The 23069-nt window shown below is 39.3% G+C and carries 25 protein-coding genes; 20 read left to right on the top strand and 5 right to left on the bottom strand.

The features are described from left to right. The first annotated feature begins 79 nt into the window (after positions 1 to 79). From ABE65_RS15640 to ABE65_RS15605, 8 genes are all read left to right on the top strand, one after another. Positions 80 to 748, top strand: a complete 669-nt coding sequence (locus ABE65_RS15640) for a DUF2953 domain-containing protein (protein WP_066396830.1) — start codon at positions 80 to 82, stop codon at positions 746 to 748. A 3-nt stretch (positions 749 to 751) separates the two neighbouring features. Continuing rightward, a complete protein-coding gene (gene ytfJ, locus ABE65_RS15635; RefSeq protein ID WP_066396827.1) occupies positions 752 to 1204 on the top strand; it encodes a GerW family sporulation protein in 453 nt (150 codons plus the stop codon). An 88-nt stretch (positions 1205 to 1292) separates the two neighbouring features. After that, positions 1293 to 1793, top strand: a complete 501-nt coding sequence (gene tpx / locus ABE65_RS15630) for a thiol peroxidase (RefSeq protein WP_066400246.1) — start codon at positions 1293 to 1295, stop codon at positions 1791 to 1793. Positions 1794 to 1953: 160 nt separating this feature from the next. Then, positions 1954 to 2952 (top strand): class I SAM-dependent methyltransferase, encoded by a 999-nt coding sequence (locus ABE65_RS15625; RefSeq protein ID WP_066396820.1) that lies wholly within the window; start codon positions 1954 to 1956, stop codon positions 2950 to 2952. A gap of 202 nt (positions 2953 to 3154) precedes the next feature. Further along, positions 3155 to 4342: an acetate kinase gene (locus tag ABE65_RS15620; RefSeq protein ID WP_066396819.1), complete on the top strand. Its 1188-nt coding sequence runs from the start codon at positions 3155 to 3157 to the stop codon at positions 4340 to 4342. A gap of 146 nt (positions 4343 to 4488) precedes the next feature. After that, complete coding sequence (locus tag ABE65_RS15615) at positions 4489 to 5151, top strand: GNAT family N-acetyltransferase (protein ID WP_066396818.1); 663 nt, start codon at positions 4489 to 4491, stop codon at positions 5149 to 5151. 74 nt (positions 5152 to 5225) lie between these two features. Beyond that, positions 5226 to 6056, top strand: a complete 831-nt coding sequence (locus ABE65_RS15610; protein WP_066396817.1) for an EcsC family protein — start codon at positions 5226 to 5228, stop codon at positions 6054 to 6056. 18 nt (positions 6057 to 6074) lie between these two features. Further along, positions 6075 to 6581, top strand: coding sequence for a MogA/MoaB family molybdenum cofactor biosynthesis protein (locus ABE65_RS15605; protein ID WP_066396815.1), 507 nt, complete (start codon positions 6075 to 6077; stop codon positions 6579 to 6581). A 47-nt stretch (positions 6582 to 6628) separates the two neighbouring features. On the opposite strand, the gene ABE65_RS15600 is transcribed toward ABE65_RS15605, so the two are convergent. After that, a complete protein-coding gene (locus ABE65_RS15600) occupies positions 6629 to 6943 on the bottom strand; it encodes a hypothetical protein (protein ID WP_066396814.1) in 315 nt (104 codons plus the stop codon). A gap of 214 nt (positions 6944 to 7157) precedes the next feature. Between ABE65_RS15600 and ABE65_RS15595 the strand changes: the two genes are divergently transcribed. From ABE65_RS15595 to ABE65_RS15570, 7 genes are all read left to right on the top strand, one after another. Then, a complete protein-coding gene (locus ABE65_RS15595) occupies positions 7158 to 8360 on the top strand; it encodes an argininosuccinate synthase (protein ID WP_066396811.1) in 1203 nt (400 codons plus the stop codon). Next, entirely contained in the window at positions 8357 to 9742 is a 1386-nt protein-coding gene (argH, locus tag ABE65_RS15590; protein WP_066396809.1) for an argininosuccinate lyase, read from the top strand. Before ABE65_RS15595 ends, argH begins: the two co-directional genes overlap by 4 nt. Before the next feature lie 69 nt (positions 9743 to 9811). Next, complete coding sequence (locus tag ABE65_RS21920; protein WP_153237671.1) at positions 9812 to 9973, top strand: hypothetical protein; 162 nt, start codon at positions 9812 to 9814, stop codon at positions 9971 to 9973. Between the two features lie 251 nt (positions 9974 to 10224). Next, positions 10225 to 11349, top strand: coding sequence for an alanine dehydrogenase (ald, locus tag ABE65_RS15585; protein ID WP_066396807.1), 1125 nt, complete (start codon positions 10225 to 10227; stop codon positions 11347 to 11349). Positions 11350 to 11471: 122 nt separating this feature from the next. Beyond that, positions 11472 to 12152 (top strand): metal-dependent hydrolase, encoded by a 681-nt coding sequence (locus tag ABE65_RS15580; protein WP_066396805.1) that lies wholly within the window; start codon positions 11472 to 11474, stop codon positions 12150 to 12152. Between the two features lie 57 nt (positions 12153 to 12209). After that, positions 12210 to 12452 (top strand): hypothetical protein, encoded by a 243-nt coding sequence (locus tag ABE65_RS15575; RefSeq protein WP_066396801.1) that lies wholly within the window; start codon positions 12210 to 12212, stop codon positions 12450 to 12452. Positions 12453 to 12534: 82 nt separating this feature from the next. After that, a complete protein-coding gene (locus ABE65_RS15570) occupies positions 12535 to 13851 on the top strand; it encodes a DRTGG domain-containing protein (protein WP_066400244.1) in 1317 nt (438 codons plus the stop codon). Between the two features lie 40 nt (positions 13852 to 13891). Here the strand turns inward: ABE65_RS15570 and ABE65_RS15565 are convergent, their stop codons facing one another. Next, on the bottom strand, positions 13892 to 14188 hold the full coding sequence (locus ABE65_RS15565) for a YtpI family protein (protein WP_066396800.1): 297 nt from the start codon (positions 14186 to 14188) through the stop codon (positions 13892 to 13894). Between the two features lie 85 nt (positions 14189 to 14273). On the opposite strand from ABE65_RS15565, the gene ABE65_RS15560 reads away from it, so the two are divergent. Further along, on the top strand, positions 14274 to 15221 hold the full coding sequence (locus tag ABE65_RS15560; protein ID WP_066396798.1) for a DHH family phosphoesterase: 948 nt from the start codon (positions 14274 to 14276) through the stop codon (positions 15219 to 15221). A 46-nt stretch (positions 15222 to 15267) separates the two neighbouring features. Here the strand turns inward: ABE65_RS15560 and ABE65_RS15555 are convergent, their stop codons facing one another. The 3 genes from ABE65_RS15555 to ABE65_RS15545 form a co-directional block, all read right to left on the bottom strand. Continuing rightward, positions 15268 to 15453 carry a YtzJ family protein gene (locus ABE65_RS15555; RefSeq protein ID WP_066396796.1) on the bottom strand — a complete coding sequence of 62 codons (186 nt, stop codon included), beginning with the start codon at positions 15451 to 15453 and terminating at the stop codon, positions 15268 to 15270. A gap of 129 nt (positions 15454 to 15582) precedes the next feature. After that, on the bottom strand, positions 15583 to 16095 hold the full coding sequence (gene ytrI, locus ABE65_RS15550; protein ID WP_066396794.1) for a sporulation membrane protein YtrI: 513 nt from the start codon (positions 16093 to 16095) through the stop codon (positions 15583 to 15585). Continuing rightward, complete coding sequence (locus tag ABE65_RS15545; protein ID WP_066396792.1) at positions 16095 to 16427, bottom strand: YtrH family sporulation protein; 333 nt, start codon at positions 16425 to 16427, stop codon at positions 16095 to 16097. Before ABE65_RS15545 ends, ytrI begins: the two co-directional genes overlap by 1 nt. Positions 16428 to 16787: 360 nt before the next feature. Here ABE65_RS15545 and dnaE point away from each other — a divergent pair, with 360 nt between their 5' ends. The 4 genes from dnaE to accD all read left to right on the top strand — a co-directional run bounded on the left by dnaE (position 16788) and on the right by accD (position 23069). Beyond that, on the top strand, positions 16788 to 20171 hold the full coding sequence (dnaE, locus tag ABE65_RS15540; RefSeq protein WP_066396786.1) for a DNA polymerase III subunit alpha: 3384 nt from the start codon (positions 16788 to 16790) through the stop codon (positions 20169 to 20171). Between the two features lie 114 nt (positions 20172 to 20285). Beyond that, entirely contained in the window at positions 20286 to 21527 is a 1242-nt protein-coding gene (locus ABE65_RS15535; protein ID WP_066396784.1) for an NADP-dependent malic enzyme, read from the top strand. Between the two features lie 20 nt (positions 21528 to 21547). Continuing rightward, on the top strand, positions 21548 to 22198 hold the full coding sequence (locus ABE65_RS15530; protein ID WP_197480312.1) for a FadR/GntR family transcriptional regulator: 651 nt from the start codon (positions 21548 to 21550) through the stop codon (positions 22196 to 22198). A 16-nt stretch (positions 22199 to 22214) separates the two neighbouring features. Beyond that, positions 22215 to 23069 (top strand): acetyl-CoA carboxylase, carboxyltransferase subunit beta, encoded by an 855-nt coding sequence (gene accD, locus ABE65_RS15525; protein WP_066396776.1) that lies wholly within the window; start codon positions 22215 to 22217, stop codon positions 23067 to 23069.

Genomic DNA, 23069 nt, shown 5'->3' with positions numbered 1-23069 from the left:
CTATTGTAACAGACTTCATAACGTTTAGATTGAATGACCTCTGCCCATAATGAAGAGATAACAGAAGGGAAGAGCATGTATGGTTTGGGTTGCAATTTTAATCGGTATTTTTTTAATTTTATTTATCGTGATAAGTATTTCAACGATTCACATTTCCGTTTATTTCGTTCATCGAAATGATAATAGTAACATCCAGGTCAATTTTAAGATGTATCGTTTCTTAAAATATAAACTGAATGTGCCTCTGATCATGGTAGATGCTGAAGATCATTCCGTAAAGATCAGGGAAGAAAAACAATCGACGCTCGGACAGAAAAAAGAAAAGAAGAAAATCACGTTCTCACAGATTAAAAAACAATATCGATCATTTAATCAGATGCTTAAGCATATCAACCATTTTTACCGTATACTCGCCGCATTTTTGAAGAAGATGAGAGTGAAAAAAGTAGAATGGCATAGTGCGATCGGACTTGGTGAAGCTTCTTCATCAGCCATAGCTGCTGGGACAGTTTGGGGGTTTAAAGGAATAGCCATACAAGTGCTGAATACGTTTTTTAAACTTGAAGAATCACCGAATATAACCGTTGTTCCCGTTTTTCAAGGTATGCATAGTGAAACGCGGTTTTCTTGTATGATTTCATTTAAAATCGGGCATGCTATTGTCGTTATGTTAAAAATCTTAAAGTCCTGGCGAATGGTAAGTCGTTCGACTAAGGTGAATTCTGAATATATGACTGGAGGCATGTAAAAAATGAGTGAACATCCAATCCAGGGTTTAATGAAAACCGCGATGGAAAACTTAAAAGAAATGATCGATGTAAATACGATTATTGGTGATCCTGTAGAGACGCCGGATGGCAGTGTTATTCTTACTGTATCGAAAGTAGGATTCGGTTTTGCTGCAGGTGGAAGTGAGTTCGGCGGCCAGGAAGAATCACGTAATTCATCTACACAACAAGGGTCATCAAGCCAATCAAAGGAAATGCCTTTTGGTGGAGGTAGTGGAGGCGGAGTTTCAATCACTCCGATCGCGTTCCTAGTCGTAAGTAATACAGGAATAAAGACGATCCACCTTGATAACAGTACGCACCTTTACGAAAGAATCTTAGACTTAGCACCTGGTGTGATAGACAAGCTACAACATCTCATGAATAAGAATAAACAAAATCATGGGTCATCAAGCACTCAAACACATGAGTTTTAAAAAAGCTAACATCTCGTTAGCTTTTTTTTCTGGGTTGCTTTAAGATGAAAGGGAAAGTACATAATTTATTTCTTAAAGGAGGAGTATGATCATGGCTGTAACATTTAAAGAAAAACCAGTCACATTGCTAGGAAATGAAGTAAAGGTAGGGGACCAAGCTCCAGATTTTAAAGTGTTGGCAAACGACATGTCTGAAGTTAGTCTTGCAGATTCAAAAGGAAGTGTACGTTTGATCGCTGCTGTTCCTTCAGTTGACACAGGCGTATGTGATGCAGAAGTGCGTCGTTTTAATGAAGAAGCGTCTAAGCTTGATAACGTTAAAGTCTTAACAGTTTCAGTGGACTTGCCTTTTGCACAAAAAAGATGGTGTGCTGCAGCAGGAATTGAAAACGTTCAAACTCTATCCGATCACCGTGATCTTTCATTCGGTAAAGCATATGGTGTTGCGATCGAGGAACTTCGTCTTCTAGCGCGCTCTGTATTTGTAATTGATAGCTCTGATAAAGTTACGTATGTAGAATATGTAGATGAAGTTACGAGCCACCCGAATTACGAAGCAGCGATCGAAGCAGCTAAAGCAGCAAAATAAGCATTCTCACATCTCCGGTAAAGCCTTCATCTACCGGAGATTTTTTTGTTCATCTTCCTGCTCACCGCCTTCATTTTACGAACAATAGAAGTTAATGATTGTATATGTTCTATGTAATTTGCTAAAATGTTTCCTGTGAAAACTTAGGAGGAAGCGATATATGAGTTCTTTTAAAGATGTAGAAAAGCTATTTGTTGTTCTTGACAACACAGCAACGGCAATTAAGGATAAACTTGAACTGCCTTATTTAGATGCTCTTGTTGAATCAGGAGAAAACCTGTTCTTTCAAGAGATACCAAAAGAATACCCGAAAGAATTAACTGCTGTATTAACAGATGAATACAAAAAAGTGAACGTTACAGAATTTGGTAAAGAAGAAACGCGCAAAGCTTTTCAGTTAGCCGTACTAAAAGGCATGAAAGAAGCTGTTCAGCCTCATCATGCGATGACACCTGATGCCGTTGCACTTTTTGCAGGATATCTCGTTCAAAAATTTATGAGTAAATCCGAAGGTCTCACGTTATTAGATCCTGTAGTCGGTTCAGGAAATTTGCTAACAGCTGTTATGAACCAGTTGAAGGACAAAGAGTGTGTATCATTCGGTGTAGAAGTGGACGAAACGCTTTTACGTTTAGCGTGGGTCAATGCGAATATCCAAAAACATAAAGTAGAGCTCTTTCACCAAGATGTGATCAAACCACTTTATGCAGATCCTGTTGATGTTGTTGTAGCCGACTTGCCTGTAGGGTATTATCCAGATGATGAAGCGGCTAAAGCCTTTAAAGTTCACGAAAAAGAAGGACATACTTATGCTCATCACTTGATTATTGAGCAGGCCGTTCATCATTTGAAAGATTCAGGCATTGGTATTTTTATCGTGCCAAACAACATTTTTGAAAGTGAACAAGCGGATCTGTTCAAGAATTGGATGAAAGAAACCGTAGCCGTCCTAGGTCTACTTCAGTTACCTGAATCCTTATTCAAGTCAGCTGTACATGCCAAGAGTATCCTGATTCTTCAAAAGAATGGTGAAGGTTCAATAAAGCCTAAACAAGCTATGCTAGCTCAGCTTCCATCTTTCTCAAATAAAAATGGTTTAGGAAATGTGATGGAACAGATTAATGAGTGGTTTAAAACAGAGTGGGAACGTGAAAAATAACAGCGTGGGTCTAACCTATGCTGTTTTTTTAATGGAATTGCAAACGGATTCAAGTCTGAATTGCATGAATATAAGGTGTAAGCGTTTTACAACCTTGATATTAATAAAGGTCAATGTTTAAATAAGGAAGGATTAAGTTTCAAGTGAGATGGAAGTGGGATCATATCCTACTATTTCATTGAATATGAAGGAGATGGCTATTTTGGCTAAAATTATTGCAATTAACGCCGGAAGCTCGTCCTTGAAATTTCAGTTGCTTCAAATGCCTGAAGAAGTAGTACTGACTAAAGGACTTGTAGAACGTATCGGATTAAACGACTCAGTTTTCACGATTGAAGTTGATGGTGAAAAAGTAAAAGAAATTAAAGATATCCAAGATCATTCAGAAGCAGTATCTATGCTTTTAGATAAATTAGTAAAACATAATATTATTTCTTCACTTGAAGAGATTGAAGGAATCGGTCATCGTGTTGTGCATGGTGGAGAGAAGTTTAACGACTCTGTTCTAATCACAGATGAGATTTTACATGAAATCGAAGAGATTTCTTACCTTGCTCCATTACACAACCCTGCAAATGTTGTTGGAATCAAAGCTTTCAAAAATGTACTGCCTAACGTACCTGCAGTTGCTGTTTTTGATACAGCTTTTCATCAGTCCATGCCTGAAAAATCGTTCTTATACAGCCTTCCTTACGAGTATTATGAAGAGTACGGTATTCGTAAATACGGTTTCCACGGAACAAGTCATAAGTATGTTTCAGAGCGTGCTGCCGAGCTTCTTGGACGCCCGGTTGAACAACTCCGTCTTTTATCATGCCACTTAGGTAACGGTGCAAGTATTGCAGCAATCGAAGGTGGAAAGTCAATTGATACATCTATGGGCTTCACACCTTTAGCAGGAGTTACGATGGGAACTCGTTCTGGTAACATTGACCCGTCATTGATTCCTTATATCATGCAAAAAACAGGTCAAAGTGCTGAAGAAGTAATCAATGTATTGAACAACAAGAGTGGAATGCTTGGTGTTTCTGGCTTCTCTTCTGACCTTCGTGATATTGAAAGTGAAGCAGAAAAAGGGAACGAGCGTGCTGAACTAGCTTTAGAAGTTTTTGCTAGCCGAATCCATAAATATATTGGATCTTATGCAGCGAGAATGGCTGGTATTGACGCTATCATCTTTACCGCTGGTATCGGTGAGAACAGTACGGCTGTCCGTGAGCGCGTACTTCGTGGATTAGAGTTCATGGGAGTATATTGGGATCCTGCTCTTAACCAAGTTCGTGGTAAAGAGGCATTCATCAGCTACCCTCACTCTCCAGTAAAAGTTATCGTCATTCCTACAAATGAAGAAGTGATGATCGCGCGTGATACAATGCGCTATGCGATGTAATGATAGAAACAGTCTTTTCCTTTTGGAAAAGGCTGTTTTTTTATGTTTAGATATGCAATTGAAAGGAGGAATATGGAGGTGTTTAGCGTAAACCATCTAATGAGCAAAAAAATAGCGTTCACCTTTTAAAAGATGGAGGCCGAAACATGTACATAAAAGAACAATATCTTTACATGAAGAATCAAAATGTAAAAGCTGTCGTTCGAAATTATGAACAAAAAGATTTTGCTGAACTCCTATCCATTCAAAAAGATAGCTTTCCTCCTCCGTTTCCGCCAGAATTATTATGGAATGAAAAACAGTTACTTAACCATATCACGCTTTTTCCAGATGGAGCTCTCTGTGTGGAAATCGATGGAGTCATAGCTGGATCAATAACAAGTTTACTCGTGAATTATGATCAGGAACTTCCAAAACATACGTGGGAAGAGATAACGAGTAACGGCTACATCACCAATCATGATAAATACGGAAATACACTGTATGTTGTGGATATTTGTATAAGACCATCACATCGAAAATTAAATTTGGGTAAGCTACTTATGCAATCTTTGTACGAAACAGTCATCCACCTTAATTTGCAGAGAGTGTTAGGTGGGGGTAGGATGCCGGGATTTTCAAAGCATTCACATGGTCTTACTCCCGAAGAGTATGCTGACAAAGTGATTAGCGGCAAGCTATATGATCCTGTCATCTCCTTTCTTTTGCGTTGTGGAAGAAATCCTTTGATGCTTATCCCGAATTATATTGAGGATGAAGAATCGTCTAATTATGCGTTGCTGATGGAATGGAGAAATCCATTTCTATAGTTCGCTCATAACAGAATTTTTACTTTAAGAGTGATTTATACTACACTATTTAAAAGGTTTTAAGGAGGATATGTATGGCATTAACAGCGCGTGAGGAACAGATCTGGCAAGAAATTATGGCGTGGGAAGAAGAATTTTTTACATATGAACCAACAGACTTTGGACGTACTTATGAAAAATGGGCAACAAAACAGATGGACCTCCTCCCGGAAGAGGTGCAAGAGACAGTCGGTGAATATGTAGATTCTGTGCTCTTTCACATTCATGCTCTTATACAAAATTCACAATTTCAAATGGACACGAAGCAACGATTATTGTCTGAAGCAAGAGTCTTTAGAGACGATATCTATGAAATTGAAGATCTGAAAAAGTGTTCGATCGATCAGTTATCGTATATGGCAGACCAGCAGATCGCAAGAAACAGACTCTTGTCTTTTTCGCAAGGAGGGCTTGCAGGTACAGGAGGACTTCTTTTCTTAGGAACAGACCTGCCTGCAATGGTCGCTCTTGGGATACGTTCTGTGCAATCTATCGCGATGCACTATGGCTATGATATCCAAAGACCTGCAGAAATGATGCGGTCATTAAAGGTGTATCATGCAGCAACGATGCCAAAGCGTTTTCAACAGGAAAAGTGGGACGAGCTGATGGTTGAGATCAGGGAGGAAGAAGATCCGATTTTTTATGCGGGAAAAGATGTAATCGCAGATGTTTCATGGATGTCACATCCGATACAGCAAGCTGTGAAGTTGATGGCGATTCTTCTTCTTCGAAAAAAATTAACTCAAGGGTTGCCGATTTTCGGAATGGCACTCGGTGCTTTCATGAACTACCAACAGTCGAGAAAAATAACAGAGATTGCACACAAATTTTATCAAAAGAGATATCTTTTTGAAAAATATTAAGAAAAAGGTGTTACTTCCATGAGTGTTAAAGAACATAAAGCTCAAGCACCACCTGTAGTTAGATGCATGATTGTAACGGTTAGCGATACACGTAATGAAGAAACAGATAAAAGCGGCAAGTTGATACATGCTTTTTTAGAAAAGAATAATCATAAAGTTGTTATGTACAAAATAGTTAAAGATGAGATTTCATCCATACAAGAGGCTATGGAATATGGCATCCAGAATGAAGTCATTGATGTTGTCCTTTTTAACGGAGGGACAGGGATCGCTTCTAGGGATGTGACCATAGAAGCATTAACGCCTCTATTTGATAAAGAGATCTCCGGTTTTGGTGAACTATTTCGCATGTTGAGTTATACAGAAGACATCGGCTCTGGTGCGATGCTAAGCAGAGCGGTTGCAGGAGTTAAGGATAGTACAGCCATATTTGCCCTTCCTGGTTCTTCAGGTGCTGTAAAATTAGGTATGGAAAAATTGATCATACCCGAGCTGTCACATGTTGTTCAACAGTTGAAAAAATAAAGAGGATGCATTTGCATCCTCTTTATTTTTATGTGATGACTCCCCATTTAGTCGTGAGCCTTGGATGTAATACTCTGATTTAATCTGTACCATAGCCAAAGATCATTGATAACTGAAGCGAGGCTCGCGATTTTGTTGTTCAGTTCGCAAGAGACCTCAAAATGTTCTTCGGTTGATAGTTGGTCTTGCAACTTGTTAATGGTGTCTTCGATCTCTCTGATTCGATCTGGAATTCTTCCTCTGATCTTTTCCCAATGCAACATTATCGCTTCTTGAGTGGATGTATCGTACTTTTCCCACGATTTATTTAAATTCGGAACAAAGATTCCGAGTCTATCATCCCAAACAAAGTCATTCTGCAATTGAAATCACCTCTATTTCTATTGTACAAAAGGGGGGAGTTGGATGGTAGATAAAAGTTGAATGTAATTTTTATTCATTTTAAAGAATAACCTTGCAATTCCATTAGTGTTTTTGTTATAGTATGAACTATCATAAATGGTATTTTTATAAACAAAAATGTATAAAAATAAGTAAATATTCATTTTTGGCTATAACAAAAGGAGAGATTTTACTATGGGGAAAAAGGTCGTTTTAGCTTATTCTGGAGGATTAGATACGTCTGTTGCGATTCCGTGGCTAGCGGACAAGGGATACGAAGTTATTGCATTATGCTTGGATGTGGGTGAAGGAAAGGACCTTCCGTTTATACAATCAAAGGCCTTATCAATCGGAGCGTCTGAATCGATCGTACTTGATGTTCAAAAGGAATACGCTGATGAATATGCATTAGTAGCTCTACAATCACATGCATTGTATGAAGGGAAGTATCCTCTCATTTCTGCATTAAGCAGACCGTTGATCGCAAAAAAATTAGTAGAAACTGCTAAAAAAGTTGGAGCTACAGCCGTTGCTCATGGCTGCACCGGAAAAGGGAACGACCAAGTACGTTTTGAAGTTTCTGTTGCGGCACTCGCTCCAGAGCTTGAAGTTCTTGCGCCGGTTCGTGAATGGAGCTGGTCACGTGAAGAAGAGATTCAGTATGCGAAAGAACATGATATTCCTGTTCCCATTAAAAAGGAAAACCCGTTCTCTATCGATCAAAATTTATGGGGAAGAAGCAATGAATGTGGCATCTTGGAAGATCCTTGGGCTGCACCACCAGAAGAAGCATATGAAATGACTGTTGCTCTTGAGGATACGCCAAATGAACCCCAGATCGTAGAAATCGGATTCGAACAAGGCATCCCGGTATCACTGAATGGTCAGTATGTTTCTCTAGATGTTCTGATTAATCAGTTGAACGAATGGGGAGGCGCACATGGTGTTGGACGAATCGACCATGTTGAAAATAGATTAGTAGGAATAAAATCCCGTGAAGTATACGAGTGTCCAGCCGCAACAACGCTTATTAAAGCACATAAAGAACTTGAAGATCTTACATTGGTTAAAGAAGTCGCTCACTTTAAACCGATCATTGAGAAGAAGATGACTGAACTGATTTATGAAGGTTTATGGTTCTCACCGCTACAGGCATCATTAAAAGCCTTTTTAGATGAAACGCAAAAACATGTAACAGGAACAGTACGTGTTAAATTCTTTAAAGGTCATGCGATCGTTGAAGGAAGAAAATCACCATTCTCCCTTTATGACGAGAAACTAGCCACTTATACAGCAGATGATGCTTTTGATCATACAGCTGCGAAAGGATTCATCTCATTGTGGGGACTTCCTACAAAAGTTAGCAGCATGGTTCAAAAAAATGAGGTGAAAGTGTGAAAAAGTTATGGGGAGGACGTTTCTCAAAACAGCCTGAAGAATGGGTAGATGAGTTTGGAGCATCCATCTCTTTTGATCAGCAGTTGGCCAGTCAAGACATTAAAGGAAGTTTGGCTCATGCCAAGATGTTATTTCAATGTAAGATAATTGACGAGAGTTCCTACGAAAACATTAAGAATGGTTTACTTTCACTTCAGTCAGAAGTGGAAGAAGGGGAACTTACGTATTCCGTTAAATACGAAGATATTCATCTGAACCTTGAGAAATTATTAACAGACAAAATTGGACCGGACGGCGGAAAGCTTCATACAGCAAGAAGTCGAAATGATCAAGTGGCAACAGATTTTCACCTTTATGTGAAGGAAGAAACGTTATTGATCATTGCTCATATTGAAGAATTGCAAAAATCATTGTTGAATCTTGCTGAAGAACATGTAGAAACGATCATCCCTGGGTATACGCATCTTCAGCGTGCTCAGCCCGTTTCATTTGCTCATCATCTTTTGGCCTATTTTTGGATGCTGGATCGTGACAAAGGAAGACTTCAAGATAGTCTAAAGCGCAGTGATATCATGCCTCTTGGTGCTGGAGCTCTAGCGGGAACGACGTTTGATATCGACCGTAACATCACGATGAACGAGCTTGGATTCGCAAATAAGTATCTCAACAGCTTAGACGCTGTAAGTGATCGAGATTTTGCAATTGAATGCTGTAGCAATGCTTCTATGATCATGATGCACCTGTCTCGTTTTTGTGAAGAACTGATTCTTTGGTCCTCAGAAGAATTCGGGTTTATTGAGATCAGTGATAGCTTCACTACAGGCAGCTCTATGATGCCGCAAAAAAAGAACCCTGATATGGCTGAACTAATTCGAGGGAAAAGCGGGAGAGTATATGGCTCTTTGATCTCCCTGCTTACCTTAATGAAGGGGTTGCCACTTGCATACAACAAAGACATGCAGGAAGACAAAGAACCCGTTTTTGATACAGTAAAAACGGTTAAAGGATGTTTAAGCATCATGACAGGTATGATGAACGAAGTGAAAATTCATGTGGATAAGATGAATAAGGCCGTTCATCAAGACTTTTCTAATGCTACAGAGCTTGCAGATTATCTAGCAAAAAAAGGAATCCCATTTCGAGAAGCACATGAATTAGTGGGTCAGATGGTTCTTCAATGCATTCAAAAAGGTTGCTACCTTCTTGATGTGTCTCTGGATGAATATCAGGAATGGTGTCCGCTCGTTGAACATGATCTGTTTGACGCGCTGTCTCCAAAAACAGCAGTAGAAAGACGAAATTCTGAAGGTGGAACGGGCTTTGAAGCTGTTCGTCAACAAATTGATGCAGCACAATCAAAAATGGCCGTTTCCAATAATTAGCTCAAATGAACTTTCCTTGTAAGACAAAAACTATGTTTAAAGTCTTGCGCTTGAAGGAGGAAAGTAAAGATGGAAAACGAAAAACGTCCTAATCAACAGCTTGAATATGATGCTGAAGGTGAGATGACTGTACATCAGCAGATAACAGAATCGTATCAAAGCGGAATCGTTGATAAAGTAGATCAAGGGCAGCAAAGAACAAAACTTGATGAAGAAGAAAGTCTTTCATAACACAAGATTAGGGTAGCTCTTTTACAGAGCTATCCTTTTTTGTTCTAAAAAAGTTATTACAATTGCGAACAAAGGCAGTATTTTTCATAAAACCAAAAATTAGAATGTTCTTTTTCCTTTTAGGGCACCTTAAAGCTGTCTTGACTATATTCATATTCTAATGAAATTCAACTTTTTATTTTGAATTTTTGGTGGTATGTTAACTATAGAATAATGAAAAAATTTCCATGTGAATTAAGGGAGGGTACAACATGAAAATAGGAGTACCAACTGAAATAAAAAACAATGAAAATCGTGTAGCGATGACACCAGCGGGTGTGTTGAATCTTGTGGCATCAGGTCATGAGGTATTTATCCAAAAAGGTGCTGGAATCGGATCAGGGTTTACAGATGAAGAATACGAAAGTGCTGGTGGTGTGATTGTAGAAACACCAACTCAGGCATGGTCGATGGACATGGTCATGAAAGTAAAAGAGCCGCTACCTGAAGAGTACTGTTTTTTTCGAGAAGGTCTAATTCTCTTCACTTATTTACATCTTGCGCCTGAGCCTGAACTTACAAAAGCTTTAACGGATAATAAAGTAGTTGGTATCGCGTACGAAACGGTTCAATTGCCGAACGGTACACTCCCACTGCTTACACCGATGAGTGAAGTGGCAGGAAGAATGTCGGCGCAGATCGGTGCTCAATTCTTAGAAAAACCTAAAGGTGGGTTAGGTATCCTCTTAAGTGGAATACCTGGGGTAAGACGTGGAAAAGTAACGGTTATTGGTGGCGGAGTGGTCGGGACGAATGCCGCTAAGATCGCTATGGGTCTTGGAGCGGATGTTACGATTATTGATTTAAACCCGGAACGTCTTCGTCAGCTTGATGATATTTTCGGTGTTGAGATCAACACGCTTATATCGAATCCACTCAATATAGCTCTTGCCGTTCAAGAATCAGCATTGGTTATTGGGGCTGTGTTAATTCCGGGAGCTAGGGCACCTAAGCTTGTGACCGAAGAGATGATTAAAGGCATGCAGCCCGGTTCTGTAATCGTAGATGTTGCTATTGATCAAGGTGGAATCTTTGAAACGGTTGACCGCATCACCACTCATGATAATCCAACATATGAAAAGCATGGTGTACTTCATTATGCAGTAGCTAACATGCCAGGCGCTGTTCCGAGAACTTCAACGATCGGTCTGACTAACGTAACCGTACCATATGCTCTTCAAATCGCAAACAAAGGCTATGTTCAAGCGTGTTTAGATAATGAAGCTCTGCTCAAAGGAATCAATACATTAGATGGTTTCGTAACATACAAAGCGGTAGCTGAATCGCATCAACTAGATTATAAAGATGCCGTATCCATCCTAAAATCAAACAAATAGATACATTTAAAAAAGTTCGCATTCCTTTTTTTCTGGAATCGGACTTTTTTTCTGTTCTATAATAGGGTATGTAACACTAATAAGGTATTTCAGCGTTTAATTTGAGGAGGGAACATGCAATTATGAAAGTGACATACCACGGACATTCTGTACTTGAAATTCAAACAGATCAACATTCCATTTGGATTGACCCCTTTATTAACGGAAATGGACAAGCTAAGATCGAAGTTAAGGACGTAAAAGCCGATGTTATTCTATTAACACACGGTCATAATGATCACGTAGGAGACACGGTTGAGATTGCAAAAGCAAATAACAGCTTGGTCGTAGCGCCATTTGAACTTGCTGAGTACTTACAAACACTCGGAGTAGAGGCACATCCTATGCATATAGGAGGAAGCCGCACATTTGATTTTGGAAAAGTAAAATTCACTCAAGCCTTTCATGGATCAAGTTATTCACAAGAAGATGGAACTGTCGTATATACCGGAATGCCGGCGGGAATTTTATTCTCACATGGTGGGAAAACGCTATACCATGCAGGAGATACAGCTCTATTCTCAGATATGAAGTTAATTGGAGAGTTTGCAAAACCAGAGATTGCTTTCTTGCCTATTGGTGACAATTTTACAATGGGACCAGAGGATGCATTAATCGCCGCTGATTGGATCGGTGCCGAGATCACCGTCCCAATCCATTACAATACGTTTCCTGTGATTGAACAGGATCCAGAAACCTCATTCACATCCCAACTTGGAAACAGAGGAAAAGTGCTTAAAAGCGGCGAAAGTATAAGCGTATAATGATTCTAACCTCCCTTTCTATGCATATTGATGATAGTAAGGGAGGTTGTGTTTTTTATGAGACAAGAAAAAATGGCAAAATTATTAATGTTATTTGTGCTTTTTTATGTAGCCATACCTGTACTATCATTTGACGGTCCTTTTCTGCAACAACTTTTCTCGGTAGCATGGATGGGATTTGCGGGTATGCTTTTAGTTAACCTTTTGTTTAAGAAAGATAAGGCAGAGAAAAGATCTGTTAAAAAGCAGATTGTGACTCCAGATTCAAAAATGAAAAAAAGGATACACATGGAAAGTTGAGTTTCTGTCCTAATGCCTGTATAATCTGTATTAGTCAAAGTTGAAAAACAGATAGATACAGGTAGAAGGAACGGTGAATGTAATGCTAACCAAGCATGAACAAATACTACAGCATATTTTGGACCTTGATGTCGGATCAAAAATCTCCGTTCGGCAAATAGCAAAAGATCTGACCGTTAGTGAAGGAACAGCTTACCGAGCGATTAAAGAAGCTGAAAATCAAGGAATCGTAAGCACGATCGAACGTGTTGGTACGATACGTATTGAAAGACAAGCAAAGAGTAATATTGAAAAGTTAACGTTCGCTGAAGTAGTCAATATTGTTGAAGGACAAGTACTTGGTGGGCGCGCTGGTCTTCATAAAACATTACACAAATTTGTCATCGGAGCCATGAAACTTGAAGCGATGATGCGCTATGTTGATGCAGGAAGTCTATTGATCGTTGGTAACCGTGTGAACGCCCATGAACTCGGACTGAAAGCAGGAAGTGCAATCTTAGTTACAGGTGGCTTTGATACAGAGGAAGAAGTGAAACGGCTCGCTGATGATCTTGAACTTCCAGTTATCTCGACAAGCTATGATACCTTTACAGTTGCGACTATGATTAATAAAGCGATTCATGACCGTTTGATCAAGAAGGATATCGTTTTAGCATCTGATATTTTAATACCGATCGACGAGACGCATTATCTTTATCAACATGATAAAGTGCAGCGTTGGCACGAGTTGAATCAACAAACCATGCATAGTCGTTATCCGGTAGTAGATCAAGGTAATCGTGTAACGGGTGTAGTCACTTCTAAAGATATTATAGGTGTTCCTGTTTCTACGCAGGTTGAAAAAGTAATGACTCGTGCACCTTTAACCGTTACGGAGAAAACATCTGTTGCAGCATGTGCTCATATGATGATCTGGGAAGGAATCGAACTACTTCCTGTAATCGGAACTTCTCATAAACTGATCGGAATTTTAACGAGACAAGATGTATTAAAAGCGATGCAGATGATGCAAAAGCAGCCCCAAGTAGGAGCTACCTTTGATGATTTAATTACTACAGAATTAAAAGAACAAAAGGTGGATAATGAGATTTCGTTCTTCTGTAGAATTACACCACAGATGACCAACCACCTTGGTACTGTTTCTTACGGTGTATTAATGACTCTCGTAACCGAAACCGCTCGAAAAGCACTGAGAAAAATCAAAAAAGGCGACCTCGTTGTTGAGAATGTAACGTTTTATTACATTAAGCCTGTACAGATTGATAGTGATATCGAACTGATTCCAAGAGTGCTTGAAGTGAGCCGTAAATTTGGAAAAGTAGATGTGGAGATCCATCATGACGGAAAGATTGTTGGAAAAGCAATGATGATGGCACAGCTTCTTGATCATCGTTCATAAAAAAAAGTCCCTCCTGCAGGGACTTTTTATCCATATTTATTTAATTTTTCTGTGCTTCTTCACGTGCAAGTGTTAGAAAATGCTTGTACATCTTATAATTCATGATTAACAGAACAATTCCATAGATTAAAAAGATAAGTGCGACCCAAAGCTGAACGCGTCCTTCAACAGCAGTGAGTTCGTTCAGACCGAAAGAAGCTAAGAATGAACCGAGTGCCATTTTTGCTTTTGTGCCTGTCCAGCGCTTTAAGAATGGTTCTTTTGCGCGCACTTCAGAGACTTTATAGAACACATAAAGAGCAAAAGAAAGTATAATTAGGATAATAAAAATAGGCATTGAAAATTCCCCCACGTATTTACTCCACTATATTGTAAACGTTTAAAACCATAATTGCCACAACGACATCTAAAAGGAGTCTGCTATGAAAGAACAAATCTTACAAAGAATTGAACAGTATGAAAAGATAATTATTCATCGACATGTCAGACCAGACCCGGATGCGCTCGGATCACAAGGTGGGCTTTCTGCGATCATCAAAGCAAGTTACCCTGAAAAAGAAGTGTATGTTGTAGGAGAAGAGGAAGCGGGTCTCACTTTTCTGAACACAATGGATGCTATAGAAGATGATGTTTACAAAGGGGCTTTAGTTATCATTTGCGATACCGCAAACTCACCTCGAATCAGTGATCATCGTTATTCATTAGGAGATTTTATTATTAAAATCGATCATCATCCTAATGAAGATCCTTATGGAGATTTAATTTGGGTAGATACGGAAGCAAGTTCTACATCAGAGATGATCATGGATCTTTATCTTTTCGGATCAACGTCTGGTCTGAAACTTGATAAACATGCAGCAAGACTGATCTATGCAGGTATTATTGGTGACACGGGTCGCTTTTTATTTTCAAACACAACCCAAAAAACACATCATCATACTGCTGCGTTATTAGAGACGGGATTCTCACCATCAGAAATCCATGAAAATCTATATAAGATATCTGAGAAGCTCGTTAGGTTGAACGGATATGTTCTTCAAAACTTTTCGATTGTAGACCATTGTGTAGGATATATCCACCTTACGAAAGATACATTAAAAGAGTTCGGTACTACTCCCGGTGAAGCATCCTTGTTAGTAAATTCTTTTTCACATGTTGAGGGCTTATTGGCGTGGGTATTTTTTGTGGATGAACCAGATCAGATCAGAGTAAGATTGCGTTCGAAGGGTCCTGTTGTCAATAAGATTGCAGCCAAATTTAATGGTGGCGGCCATCCGAGGGCATCAGGTGCAACGGTATATTCAAAAGATGAAACGAAGTCCGTGCTAACTGAACTTCGGAACCTCTGTAAAGAATATAAATCCAAATAAAAAGGCCTCATCGGGGGGCCTTTTTATGCTTTAGCACGAAATGTATTTAGTTAGCTTTTTCAGGGATAAACCAAGAGCCGACATCTGTTACATCTTCATGCACTTTTAAGTTTAGTTTTGCAAGCTCTCTCTTGATTAGGTCTGCTACTTCTTTCGTTTCTGCAAAAGCAGAAAATCCATTCTGTAATTCCTTTACCTTTTCACGGGCAAGTTCTTTTCGATTGATAATCATGTAGTTTCCCCCCAATAATCACTCTTGAATTATTCTTTACACATATTTTATACAAATGAAGGAGGGATTGCCATTTCTTTGCCCAAAGATTCATAAAAACGTAATATTTCGACCATTATTTATGCATAATCATTCACTGGTTTTTGCTGAAATATAGATTCGAAGAACTCCCATATATAAATACAAATGGTCAATCTTGACTTCATAAGCTTGCTCATCGTCATTGAGTCGGTACGTTTTATTTTCAATAGCTTGTACAAGTAAGGAGTGGCTCTTAGCGAGTGTTTCTGTATCCTCTCCTATAAGATGCTCTAGGTCGTCTTCGACAGCTTTTGCTAAGTGCAGTCTTGTTAAGTTTGATAACTTCGAAGAATCTTGATTTGAAAATCTTGCATTCACTTCATGAAGTTTAAACTTCTTGGCAAGTTCTTTATTTGCTTTTTCATCATCTGAAGTTAAGATCTCGTTCTTTTTTTCTAGATCATTTATTTCTGCCTGCAGTTTCTCGATTTTAACAATCAGTCTTTCATGAGCCAAACCGCCTTGAATTAAAAAAAACGCCCAGCCGATAATAAATCCGATCGCTATCCCAGCAAAAAAACGCTGGTAGCCTTTTCGTTGATATAGCGGGGGGATCCTCATCAGTTGATGTTCTCCTGACTGAGCCATTGAATCAATTGCATAGCAGAATTTGCTCCTGCAATCGCAACAAAAATATAAGTTAATTGTTTGAAAATCTCTATAGTAGCGCCGTTTTCAAAACTTCGCTCAAAGTTTGTGATCGTATCGAACGTACCGCCGATCGCAGCGACGATTGCCCATATTTTAAGTCTTTTTGCAAGTTCCATCATCTCTAAGATTGGTGCTTTTCCCACGAGAAAAGCGGCAAGACCACCAATTAAAGCACCGCCTAACAATACACCGAAAGCTATAGCAAAATCTAATATGATATTCGCAAAAAATTCACGTACCATGAGACAACCTCCCCTCTTAATCAATGTATGGAAAATAGGTGGAGTGTATGCTCGTTTCATTTTTAAAATAACTTCTTTATTAAAGGCTGTTTCCTTAAGGGTTGTTGCTTTATGTGTTTTATTATCTTTCATTGAGAAGTTGATTGGAGTCCAAGGTGGAGATTCCTAATGGCTCATAGCGGCAGGAGGCTGACCGTACGTCCCGTGGAAAGCGAGCAACCTGAAGAGGGAATAACTGCTTCCAAGCATTTTAAAAACATCTTGAAATAAGAAACTCGACCATTAAAAACTGTTTCATTAACACATGCGAACTTCTGTACTATAATGGAAGGCAAACAGGTGCGTAAAGGAAGTGACGGTATGGGATTTGTCCCACTGCATATACATAGTGAATACTCGCTTCTTGAAAGCTCTTGTCGAATCGAAGAGCTTGTTCAATATGCAAAAGAGCTTGGGTATACATCATTAGCATTAACAGATAAATCAAATATGTATGGTGCACTAAAGTTTTATACAACATGTTTAAAAGCTGGCATCAAACCTATCATTGGTCTGGAAGTAGAAGTTGGAAGAAATCAAACAGATACAAAAGAGAAAATCAGTTCAAACCATAAACTTCTCTTATATGCAATGAACGTAGAAGGCTATGAAAATTTATTGAAACTAACGACGCTTATGCAGACAAAGCTGGACGGAGAAGTGTCATCTCTTTCTTATGAAGAAATCTCAAATCATGCTGATGGATTAATAGCTGTTTCATCAGGAATAGAAGGTGTGATTCAGCAGTTTCTTGCACGTGAAAACCTTGACGACCAAACATTAGATCGATTGATTCAATTCTATAAAAAGTGCTTCGAAGATCGCTTTTACCTTGGATTAGAAGATCACGAAACAGGTATAGAGAAAACTACAAATCTCCAATTGCACAACCTTTCAAGAAATTATCTCATTCCTCTCGTTTGTATGCATGAAACGTATTATATGAAAAGAGGGGATGCAGACGCACATGATATCCTGCTTTGCATCAAGCAAGGTGAGAAGAAAAATAATCGTGATCGATTTAAACTGCAGACCGATGAGTTTTATTTTAAATCCCCATCAGAAATAGAACGTCAATTTTCCCATGCGCAAGATGCATTAGATGAAACAGCCAAACTGGCAGAAAGATGTTCACTACAGCTTGATCTTGGTAACATTGCTTTGCCCAAATATCCTGTGCCTGACAATAAGAACAGCTATGAATATTTGACTGAGCTTTGCAATGATGGACTTTTGAAACGGTACGAAACGATAACACCCGAAATTAAAGAACGATTAACCTACGAACTTAACATTATTAAGAACATGAACTTTGAAGATTACTTCTTGATCGTTTGGGATTTTATGAAATTTGCACACGACGAAAAGATGATTACAGGACCAGGAAGAGGATCTGCAGCAGGTTCACTAGTCGCTTATGTCCTAAAGATTACGAATGTTGACCCTATTCATCATCAATTGATCTTCGAACGCTTCTTAAATCCTGAGCGAATCACGATGCCGGATATTGATATTGACTTTCCGGATAATCGTCGTGATGAAGTGCTAAGTTATGTAGCACGTAAGTATGGTACAGATTATGTCGCACAGATCATAACATTTGGGACATTAGCTGCAAGAGCGGCGATAAGGGATGTGGGCAGAGTAATGGATTTTGCTCCAGCACTTATTGATCTTACTGCAAAGAATGTTCCATCAAGACCCGGAATCACGTTGGAAAATGCATTGAAAGAATCAGCTGGCCTCCAACAGGCTTATAAAACAGAACCTGATGTGAGAAAACTCGTTGAGATCGCGATGACACTTGAGGGTTTACCGAGGCACGCATCAACCCATGCTGCAGGTGTAGTCTTGTCGGGAGCACCACTTGTAAAAAAAGTACCGTTACAAACTGGTCATGATGGCATACCTCTTACACAATATAGTATGGAATGGCTAGAAGCTGCTGGACTATTGAAGATGGACTTTTTGGGCTTGCGAAATCTATCGCTCATTGAAAACATCTTATTGGCGATCGAAGAGAATGAAAATGTGAAGATTAGTCTAAATGATATTCCATTCAACGACACGAAGACATTTGAACTTCTTGCAAAAGGAGACACAACTGGGGTGTTTCAGCTTGAGTCTGACGGGATGAGAAAAGTTCTTCAGCAGCTTAAACCGACAGAGTTTGAAGATATTGTAGCCGTCAATGCTCTATACCGACCAGGACCGATGCAGAACATTCCTGATTATATCGCGGGTAAACACCGTCAGAAGACTGTACATTACATGCATCCTGATCTCGAACCAATCTTACAATCAACTTACGGTGTGATCGTCTATCAAGAACAGATCATGCAGATTGCAACAAAAGCCGCTGGTTTCACATTAGGAGAGGCAGATTTGCTGAGAAGAGCAGTAGGCAAGAAGAAAAGGGATATTCTGCTGCGTGAGCGACAACATTTTGTTGCCGGGTGTTTAAAGCAGGGATATGATGAAAAATCCGCTGATGCGTTATACGATTTGATCGTGCGTTTTGCTGATTATGGATTCCCAAGAAGCCATGCTGTTGCATACAGTGTGATCGCTTATCAACTTGCATTTTTAAAAGCAAACTATCCTGCTTACTTTATGGCTGCTCTACTTTCAAGTGTTATTGGCAATCATGATAAAGTGAATCAATATATAAAAGAATCCGAGCAAAGAGGAATTCCTGTCCTTCCACCGTCCATAAAAAAGGGCAGCGAAATTTTTATTTCAAATGGATCTTCTATCACATTTGGTTTATTGGCAATAAAAAACGTAGGCTACAATGCGATAAGGATGTTAATGACAGAGAACGATAAAGAAACATTTCTTGATCTGTTCGATATCTGTTCACGCTGTCCTCAGAAAGTTGTAAACAAAAGAACACTCGAATCATTAATATTTGCAGGAGCTTTGGATGAATTGGGACAAGATAGAGCGGTGTTGCTAGCTTCATTAGAAACTGCGATTGAATATGGAGAAGAGTTTCAGGAAATCTCGCGAAAGAATCAAATGTATCTTTTTGATGATGATATTAATCTACCTAAACCTTCCTATGTTTCGGTTCAATCTTTTCAAGAAAGCGAAAAACTTAAGTTTGAAAAAGAAGCTCTCGGTTTTTTCCTTTCTTCACATCCTCTGCAACGATATCGAACGACCTTAAGCAGCTGGAAAGCTCTTCACATCAATGAGTTAAATGAAAAGAAATCATCCGTGCGTTTAGGTGTACTAGTAGATAAAGTACGTGCGATCAAAACAAAAAAAGGAGAACTCATGGCCTTTCTGACGATCAGTGATGAAAGTGGTGAGATAGAAGCCGTAGCTTTTCCGAAAGTTTATGAAGCAAACCATTCCCTACTTCAGAAAGGACAACAATTGTTTATTGAGGGAAGTGTGGAGCATCGTAACGAAACACTGCAGATTCTTGTGAAGAAATGCAGACTGCTCCAAGATTTAAAGTCGAATGAGCACCCAACTCTTTTTATTAAAATAGATAAAGACCATCAGTCACCTCAGCATCTGAATGCGATGAAGGTTATTTTCGACGAATCAAAAGGATCTACACCTGTTGTTTTGATCTATGAAGAGAATAGACAAAAGGTCCAGATTTCACAAAAAGTAAATGTTTCTGAAAATTTGTTATTAGAATTGCAATCTGTTATTGGTGAGGGTAATGTCGTATTTAGAAGAAATTAAAAACCTTTACAGCTTGTTAACTTTTGTTATAATGGATGAGTCAATAACAGTGGTCTGACCACCTCCTAATTGGCTCATCAACCTTAAATTTAAAAATCATTAGGAGATGAAAAAATGTCTACATTAAGAGAAGAAGCACTACACATGCACCGCACACATCAAGGGAAATTAGAATCAAAATCAAAGGTACCTGTACGTAACGCGAAAGATTTAAGCTTAGCGTATTCTCCTGGTGTGGCAGAGCCGTGTAAAGATATTTATGATGACAAAACGAAAGTCTATGATTATACGATGAAAGGCAACACAGTAGCTGTTGTTTCTGATGGGACAGCTGTATTAGGTCTTGGAAATATAGGGCCTGAAGCTGCACTTCCTGTAATGGAAGGAAAAGCAGTACTTTTTAAGAGTTTTGCTGGAGTTGATGCGTTCCCAATCTGCTTGAATACGACAGATGTGGACAAGATCGTCGAAACAGTGAAATTGCTTGAACCTACTTTTGGTGGTGTGAATTTAGAAGATATTGCAGCACCTAATTGTTTCGTAGTCGAAGAGCGTTTAAAGAAAGAAACGAATATTCCGATCTTCCATGATGATCAGCATGGTACAGCTATTGTTACGCTAGCGGGTCTCGTGAATGCACTTAAATTAACAGGACGTGAAATGTCTAAGATTAAAGTCGTTGTGAACGGAGCTGGAGCAGCTGGAATCGCAATCATTAAATTGTTAGACCGTTTTGGTGTGAAAGATATCATCATGTGCGACACGAAAGGTGCGATCTATGAAGGTCGTCCATTCGGAATGAACTCTGTGAAAAAAGAAGTTGCAAACTTTACGAACCGTACGAAACAAGAAGGAACACTTGCTGATGTAATCAGCGGTTCAGATGTTTTTGTAGGTGTTTCAGTAGAAGGTGCTTTAACAAAATCAATGGTTGAGTCCATGAATCCTGAGCCGATCATCTTTGCTATGGCTAACCCAAATCCTGAGATCATGCCTCATGAAGCGCGTGAAGCAGGTGCTATGGTCATTGGAACAGGGCGTTCTGATTTCCCTAACCAAGTAAATAACGTGTTAGCTTTTCCAGGTATTTTCCGTGGTGCTCTTGATGTTCGTGCAACACACATCAATGAGGAAATGAAGATTGCAGCGGTACATGCGATCGCAAATCTTGTGAACCCAGTAGAATTGACAGCGGATTATGTAATTCCTGCACCATTCGATCCGCGTGTAGCACCTGCTGTTGCTGCAGCTGTAGCGACAGCGGCTATGGAAACAGGCGTAGCAAGACTACGTGTGAATCCTGAAGACATCGCTGAAAAGACTAAGAAACTAGCTATTATCGGAAAAGATGAATGAAACCGGTAGAGGAGAGAGGAATGTCTGTCCAGCCTACCGAAAAAGTATATATAGAAATTCTTAAACAAATTAAAGCAATAATCGTTGAGGACGGTCTTCAAGCGGGTGACAAGCTCCCATCAGAAAGGGAGCTGAGTGATCGCTTGAAGGTTGGAAGATCATCTGTCCGCGAAGCACTGCGATCTCTAGAGCTTCTTGGTCTGATTGAAACAAGAAGAGGCGAAGGTACATTTATTCGTGAAGCAACTGGACACCGGCTCGTTGAAGTACTAGCATCGTTCATCTTAAATGATAATAAAGCTAGACACGATCTTCAGGAAACAAGGCATATTGTTATTAAAGACTGTGTAGAGCTTGCTGTACGTAGAGCAGGATCTTCCACCATCCTTAAACTGACACATCTTATAGAACAGATGGATACGAACGAACAAGAACAAGTTCATAACGCTTGTAAACAATTTGAAAAAATTGTAATTCAAGCATGCGGCAATCATCTTCTTTATCGTTTATATGTAGAACTAACGGGTTATGGGTCTTCATTGCAACGAGCAAATTCGTATTGGTCGCAAGCATTTTGTGAGGAAGTTTTAACACTTCTTCAACAAAAAGATGCTGTGAAGCTAACGGATTTGTTATCAAAACAAAACGATGCTCTAAACGCAATCGAATAGGTGGTGTTATTCATTTATGATTAAAGGATTGTTTGTAAAAAAGAAAAAATATGCCACGATACCAACTGGTAAAGTAAAACAAGACGTTCCAGAAGGAATTATGAGTAAATGTCCTGAGTGCAAGCACATCATGGTAACAAAAGAGCTAAGAAAAAACTTGCTTGTCTGTCAAGGCTGTCAATACCATTATCCAATGTCATCACAAGAACGAATAGCTACTCTGATTGATGAAGGAACCTTTACAGAATATGATGCAGACATGATATCTGGAAATCCTTTAGAGTTTCCTGATTATGTAGAGAAACTTGAAGGCGACCGCAAGAAAACAAAAATAAACGAAGCTGTTGTTACAGGTGCCGGTCAGTTAGATGGCCGCGATGTAACAGTAGCCGTTATGGATTCTCGCTTTAGAATGGGTAGCATGGGTTCTGTTGTAGGTGAGAAGATCACACGTGCGATCGAACACGCAATCGATAAAGAAACACCTTTTATCATCTTTACAGCATCAGGCGGAGCTAGAATGCAAGAAGGCGTATTAAGCTTGATGCAGATGGCTAAAACGAGTGTAGCTCTTAAACGTTTGAGTGACAAAGGGTTGTTGTTTATCTCTATCATGACACACCCGACAACTGGTGGCGTTTCCGCTAGTTTCGCATCTGTAGGTGATTACAATTTTGCTGAACCTAAGGCTTTGATCGGGTTTGCTGGCAGAAGAATCATAGAACAAACGATTCGCCAGGAATTGCCGGATGATTTTCAGACAGCAGAGTTTTTATTAAAACACGGGCAGTTAGATAGAGTCATCCATAGAAGTGAAATGAAGAAAACATTGAGTACGTTAGTAAAGATTCATACAGAAGGGAGGGTGTAA

It is taken from the genome of Fictibacillus phosphorivorans, assembly GCF_001629705.1.
GTDB lineage: Bacteria > Bacillota > Bacilli > Bacillales > Fictibacillaceae > Fictibacillus > Fictibacillus phosphorivorans_A.
This window is presented reverse-complemented; position numbering and strand designations above follow the sequence as displayed.

Coding starts and splice junctions, on each gene's coding strand:
- ABE65_RS15640 (WP_066396830.1), top strand. CDS start 80: ATGGTTTGGGTTGCAATTTTAATCGGTATTTTTTTAATTTTATTTATC.
- ytfJ (WP_066396827.1), top strand. CDS start 752: ATGAGTGAACATCCAATCCAGGGTTTAATGAAAACCGCGATGGAAAAC.
- ABE65_RS15625 (WP_066396820.1), top strand. CDS start 1,954: ATGAGTTCTTTTAAAGATGTAGAAAAGCTATTTGTTGTTCTTGACAAC.
- ABE65_RS15615 (WP_066396818.1), top strand. CDS start 4,489: ATGTACATAAAAGAACAATATCTTTACATGAAGAATCAAAATGTAAAA.
- ABE65_RS15610 (WP_066396817.1), top strand. CDS start 5,226: ATGGCATTAACAGCGCGTGAGGAACAGATCTGGCAAGAAATTATGGCG.
- ABE65_RS15605 (WP_066396815.1), top strand. CDS start 6,075: ATGAGTGTTAAAGAACATAAAGCTCAAGCACCACCTGTAGTTAGATGC.
- ABE65_RS15595 (WP_066396811.1), top strand. CDS start 7,158: ATGGGGAAAAAGGTCGTTTTAGCTTATTCTGGAGGATTAGATACGTCT.
- ABE65_RS21920 (WP_153237671.1), top strand. CDS start 9,812: ATGGAAAACGAAAAACGTCCTAATCAACAGCTTGAATATGATGCTGAA.
- ald (WP_066396807.1), top strand. CDS start 10,225: ATGAAAATAGGAGTACCAACTGAAATAAAAAACAATGAAAATCGTGTA.
- ABE65_RS15580 (WP_066396805.1), top strand. CDS start 11,472: ATGAAAGTGACATACCACGGACATTCTGTACTTGAAATTCAAACAGAT.
- ABE65_RS15575 (WP_066396801.1), top strand. CDS start 12,210: ATGAGACAAGAAAAAATGGCAAAATTATTAATGTTATTTGTGCTTTTT.
- ABE65_RS15570 (WP_066400244.1), top strand. CDS start 12,535: ATGCTAACCAAGCATGAACAAATACTACAGCATATTTTGGACCTTGAT.
- ABE65_RS15565 (WP_066396800.1), bottom strand. CDS start 14,188: ATGCCTATTTTTATTATCCTAATTATACTTTCTTTTGCTCTTTATGTG.
- ABE65_RS15560 (WP_066396798.1), top strand. CDS start 14,274: ATGAAAGAACAAATCTTACAAAGAATTGAACAGTATGAAAAGATAATT.
- ABE65_RS15555 (WP_066396796.1), bottom strand. CDS start 15,453: ATGATTATCAATCGAAAAGAACTTGCCCGTGAAAAGGTAAAGGAATTA.
- ytrI (WP_066396794.1), bottom strand. CDS start 16,095: ATGAGGATCCCCCCGCTATATCAACGAAAAGGCTACCAGCGTTTTTTT.
- ABE65_RS15545 (WP_066396792.1), bottom strand. CDS start 16,427: ATGGTACGTGAATTTTTTGCGAATATCATATTAGATTTTGCTATAGCT.
- dnaE (WP_066396786.1), top strand. CDS start 16,788: ATGGGATTTGTCCCACTGCATATACATAGTGAATACTCGCTTCTTGAA.
- ABE65_RS15535 (WP_066396784.1), top strand. CDS start 20,286: ATGTCTACATTAAGAGAAGAAGCACTACACATGCACCGCACACATCAA.
- ABE65_RS15530 (WP_197480312.1), top strand. CDS start 21,548: ATGTCTGTCCAGCCTACCGAAAAAGTATATATAGAAATTCTTAAACAA.
- accD (WP_066396776.1), top strand. CDS start 22,215: ATGATTAAAGGATTGTTTGTAAAAAAGAAAAAATATGCCACGATACCA.